Origin of the sequence: Flavobacterium sp., from assembly GCF_029945805.1 — a bacterium.
Classification (GTDB): domain Bacteria; phylum Bacteroidota; class Bacteroidia; order Flavobacteriales; family Flavobacteriaceae; genus Flavobacterium.
On sequence record NZ_JAQSDH010000013.1, the window covers coordinates 1 to 4817 of the forward strand.

Sequence of the window (4817 nt, forward strand, 5' to 3'; positions counted from 1 at the left end):
TTCCTTCTCTTCTTTCAAAGCGGAGCTTTGTCAGCTAGGACGAAGTCAACCCTGCCGGGGTCACAAATAAATAAAAACGGTCAAAAAAATGGCCAAGCTTGCTGGATTATTTTTTTGATTTTCAGAACGGAGCTTTGAGGGAATTTGCATAGCAAGAATCCCTTCGGATTTCATTTTAAAATGCATGTTAAATTCGTTAAAAAGGCGCTTTAAGGTCTTTTTATTTCAAACTAATTTTTGCTCTCGATCAATAAAAATCCCTATAGAGTTGTTAATAAAAAGAGGATGAAGGAATAGCTTAGAATGTTGTACATAATTCTTTGTTTTTAAGATGAGTTTCCCTTTGGTAAACGGAGTATTTTCATATTCTATGTCTTTTAAACCTCATAGAAGTTCTATTCGTCTACAGTTAATATACGATTCGTCTATTTCTTTAATATGCAATTTCAATTTCTTCTACATTTGCGTAGATCAATTATATATAAATTATGAATAATAAATACACTCTTAGATTTTTATTTTTTTTACTTACCTTATTTGTTGTTCAAACATCAACAGCGCAACTTTATTCAAATGGTGCTATTTCTACCGGCACAACGGCGACTAATGGAACAATTGCACCGGTTAACTATTCCTGGAGTGAAGTCCCATCAAATTTTGCAAATACTTTAGAAGCCAATTCAACTATAGGCATTTCCGGTTTTTTTAATACTGCTGCAACAACAAATTTTAGATTAGCAGACGATTTTACGGTTCCATCCGGTGCATCTTGGGATATTACTGACTTTTCTTTTTATTGTTATCAAACCGGTTACACTGGAACGATTCCGCCAGTTGACGTTCTTAGAGTTCAAATATTTAGTGGAGACCCTGCTACGGGAGGAACTTTAGTGGCAGGCGACATGATAACAAATATTTACGATATTGCAAACAGTGGAGAGGCTTTTGTATACAGAACTTCAAACACATTAATTCCTACACCATCACCAGTAGGAACTACGAGAAAAGTATGGAAAATTAGAGGAAACATAACAACTTCGCTCGGACCAGGTGTTTATTGGTTGGTTTTTCAAGTACATGCTGCCAATGATGCTAGTATCTTTTTTCCTGCGGTAACTGTTTTAGGGTCTAGAGGTGCAGCAGCAGCAAACGCAAAACAACTAACAGTTTCAACTTCAACTTGGGGCACTGTAGTAGATTTAGGTAATCCTGCAACAGCACCTGATTTTCCTCAAGACATACCATTTTTAATAAATGAAAATACTTTGTCAATACAAGAAAATAATTTGCAGGCAAGTATTTCAGTTCATCCCAATCCATTAAAAAATTTCGCTTTCATTTCTAATACTTCTAGCGCTCAAATAAACAGCGCAGAAATTTTAGATTTGAATGGGCGCTTGATTAAGAAAGATTTGGTAGTTGACTCACAGATTACAGTTTCTAATCTACAAACAGGTATGTATTTATTGAAACTAATTACCGATAAAGGAATTGTAATAAAGAAAATTATTAAAGAATAAGTTTTGAATATTTTATAATCAATTTAAAGCTCAACAGTTCTTTCGTTTTTTTAATTTGTACATCCATAAATTTATAATTTCCCTAATAATTTTTCAATAATCTTTTTGCTTAACCATACAGTTGTGCCACCTTCTTCGCCATTGTTATAGCTTATCTTCATTTTAACGCTGGAGATATTCATTTCCCTTTTATACTGAAGGTTCATGGTTTCATTGAGTAATTCAATCTTGGTTTCTTCGTTTGGTAAGTTGGTTAAGCCATCAACGATGACACTATAGAATCCTTCGAGGGCACCATCAAGATCCTTAAAGCCGAAGATTCTTTCGTTACTCCAACAACTCGAGAATCTCATGTGCTTTTTTTATATCTTTAGCCCATGGAGTATATCGTCCTAATTTTTATTCTGCTTCCGCTGTTAGCAGCGCTTTTATATTCAGGAATGTTTTTTCTGAGTTTTTTTGATGACATTTCCATTTACCTTTTCAATAAGCCACTTTATATTCATTTGTATTTTAAACCGAAGAAATTAAGTCCTGAAAAAGAATACGTATTGCGTCAAAAATTTCAGTTTTATCATGGACTTTCAGATAAAGAGAAACGCTACTTTCACCATAGAGTTGTCTCTTTTATTGAGAAATATCAATTTATTTCCCGACAAGATTTTGTGGTCACAAAAGAAATGGAACTAATTATTGCAGCAACTTATGTAATGCTGACTTTCGGTATGAGACGCTATTTGGTTGATTCATTTGATAAAATAATTCTTTATCCTGAAGAATACCTTTCAACTCATAGTCAGGAATACTATAAAGGCGAATTCAATCCTCGAATGAAAGCTGTGGTTTTTTCGTGGAAAGATTTTCTAAAAGGACACGAAATTAGTAACGACAACTTGAACCTCGGAATTCACGAATTTTCACATGTAGTCCACCACCACAGCATGAAAAACAACGATGCTAGTGCACTTACCTTTAAAAAATATTATACGCAGCTTTATAAAGAAGTGAATTTTCCACCTAACAAACAACTGCTTATTGCTTCTGACTATTTCAGGATTTATGCGTACACCAATGAATTTGAATTCGTTTCAGTAATCATCGAACATTATTTTGAAACGCCGAATGAATTTAAAAGTAATTTCCCGAAATTATATACCAATGTGAGTCGAATGCTAAATCACAAGCATTGATATATGGAAAAGGGGTGTTAAAATATTAGAAAATAAAGTCATCTAATCATCACCATGGAATGCGTCCAGTGCCGGAAGTGAATTATTGGCGAAATCCCAGAGGGCTTGATTTTCCCATGACGAACCGTTAGTAGAAGTTGGACCGCGAAATGCAACCCATTCCGATCCCCAATAGCAAAATCCAATTCCGTGTGAACTTTGTTTTACTGTATTTTTTATTGCGCTTATGAATTCTTTTTGACCTGAATTTGTAGCCTGAAATGCTGGTATTAACTGGTTATCTAAACCAATAATATTATTTGTGTAATCGTTATAACCAAAAGTAAACGGATAGGATGTTTCCGCAATCACTACTTTTTTGTTGTATAAATTCCCTAAAGTATTCATGGTATTTTGTAATGCGATCAGACTTTTCCCGTGCCAGATTGGGTAGAATGAAAGTCCGATATAATCGAAGTCTACTGTTTTAATTTTATCAAAATAATAATCAGACCCATTAATTCCTGCAAAGTGCATCATGATTTTGGTTGTACTTGATTTTGCTCTAACAGCTGTAATTGCTGCAGAAACTAGTTGTAAATACTGATTTTCGTTAGTTGACAATTTACCTTCTGGCCAAAGCATCCCATCATTTGTTTCATTTCCGATTTGGATGATGTTTGGATTAATTTCGGTCATAATTTCGTTGGTGTAATCAGTAACTGAAGTTTTTAGTGTATTGAAATCCTGACTTTGCCAAGCAACAGGTTTAGTCTGACTTCCAGGATCAGCCCAAGTATCAGAATAATGAACGGTTAACCAAACTTTCATTCCAGCCGCACGAACTCTTTGTGCAAAAGCTTTTACCTCGGCTAATCCCGAATGTCCATCATAAGGATTTTTCCAAAGTCGGATTCTAATAGTAGTACAGCCAGCATTTTTTAAAGTGGTGATAGCATCTTCGGGGGCATTATTGTGTTTGTAAATTGTTCCTTCGCTTTCAATTAGTGGAAGATACGACATATCAGCTCCGCGGATCTCATCCGCTGGTTCTGCGCGGTTGTTTTCTGAAGAACAGGAAAAAAGACCAATTGTCAATAGTAATATAAAAATATTTTTAGTCACAATGTTCAAATTATTTTTTATAAATTCACTTTAAAACGAAGTCAGGCTTTTTAAATCGGCGATGGTTTGGGTTGGATTTTCAGCTTTAAATACAAAATTTCCAGCAACTAATATATCGGCACCAGCTTTAACCAACTGGAGCGCATTTTTATCGGTAACGCCGCCATCAATTTCGATAAGTGTTGCTGCGCCTTTTCGATTGATTAATGCTTTTAGTTTTTCAATTTTAGAATACGTATTTTCTATAAATGATTGTCCGCCAAAACCAGGATTAACGCTCATGAGACAAACCATGTCAATGTCGTTAATCACATCTTCTAGTAAATCTATATTGGTGTGCGGATTCAGAACGACTCCCGCTTTCATCCCTTCTGCTTTTATAGCTTGTAAAGTGCGATGTAAATGGGTACAGGCCTCGTAGTGAACGGACAAAATATTGGCTCCTAAAGCTGCGAAAGTTTTAATATATCTATCGGGATCAATGATCATTAAATGTACATCGATTGTTTTTTTTGCATGTTTTGTTATTGCTTCTAAAACGGGCATTCCGAAAGAGATGTTTGGAACAAAAACGCCATCCATAATATCGATGTGAAACCAATCGGCTTGGCTGTTGTTAATCATTTCGATATCGCGTTGCAGATTGGCAAAATCGGCTGCGAGAATTGATGGTGCAATAAGTGTATTTTTCATTTTGTAGTGTGTTGTTTCGGCAAAATTAGTTTTTTAACCGCAATCCCGAAAGTTTTCGGGACCCAAAGTTATTTTTCAAAGTTCGCTAAGAAAGTTTGGGTTGAATTTTAGCACTAAGTTGCGTGAAGGATTGGAGCAAGTGCCGTGCACTGCGGAAAGCCTGACCCGAAGGGGCACGCCCACATTTTATTAAAAAATAAAACTTTGGAAACACGAGCAATTTTGCGAACAGACTGGAGTTTTATTTGCCATGCAAAAAAATAAAACTCCGGTAATCAGCCGGAGTTTCAATCATCAATCAAAAAACGAA

The 4817-nt window shown here is 35.3% G+C and carries 5 protein-coding genes; 2 read left to right on the forward strand and 3 right to left on the reverse strand.

Going from position 1 to position 4817, the window contains the following annotated elements:
- The first annotated feature begins 488 nt into the window (after window positions 1-488).
- Window positions 489-1520 (forward strand): T9SS type A sorting domain-containing protein, encoded by a 1032-nt coding sequence (locus PSU83_RS03125; protein ID WP_300586635.1) that lies wholly within the window; start codon window positions 489-491, stop codon window positions 1518-1520.
- A 71-nt stretch (window positions 1521-1591) separates the two neighbouring features.
- Here the strand turns inward: PSU83_RS03125 and PSU83_RS03130 are convergent, their stop codons facing one another.
- Window positions 1592-1873 (reverse strand): hypothetical protein, encoded by a 282-nt coding sequence (locus PSU83_RS03130; protein ID WP_300586637.1) that lies wholly within the window; start codon window positions 1871-1873, stop codon window positions 1592-1594.
- 24 nt (window positions 1874-1897) lie between these two features.
- On the opposite strand from PSU83_RS03130, the gene PSU83_RS03135 reads away from it, so the two are divergent.
- The gene (locus tag PSU83_RS03135) at window positions 1898-2710 is read left to right on the forward strand and encodes a zinc-dependent peptidase (RefSeq protein ID WP_300586639.1); all 813 of its coding nucleotides are present in this window, start codon (window positions 1898-1900) and stop codon (window positions 2708-2710) included.
- A 42-nt stretch (window positions 2711-2752) separates the two neighbouring features.
- On the opposite strand, the gene PSU83_RS03140 is transcribed toward PSU83_RS03135, so the two are convergent.
- Together PSU83_RS03140 and rpe are read right to left on the reverse strand one after the other, a co-directional pair.
- The gene (locus PSU83_RS03140; RefSeq protein ID WP_300586641.1) at window positions 2753-3814 is read right to left on the reverse strand and encodes a glycosyl hydrolase 53 family protein; all 1062 of its coding nucleotides are present in this window, start codon (window positions 3812-3814) and stop codon (window positions 2753-2755) included.
- 30 nt (window positions 3815-3844) lie between these two features.
- Window positions 3845-4507, reverse strand: a complete 663-nt coding sequence (gene rpe / locus PSU83_RS03145) for a ribulose-phosphate 3-epimerase (protein ID WP_300586643.1) — start codon at window positions 4505-4507, stop codon at window positions 3845-3847.
- Window positions 4508-4817 lie beyond the last annotated feature (310 nt).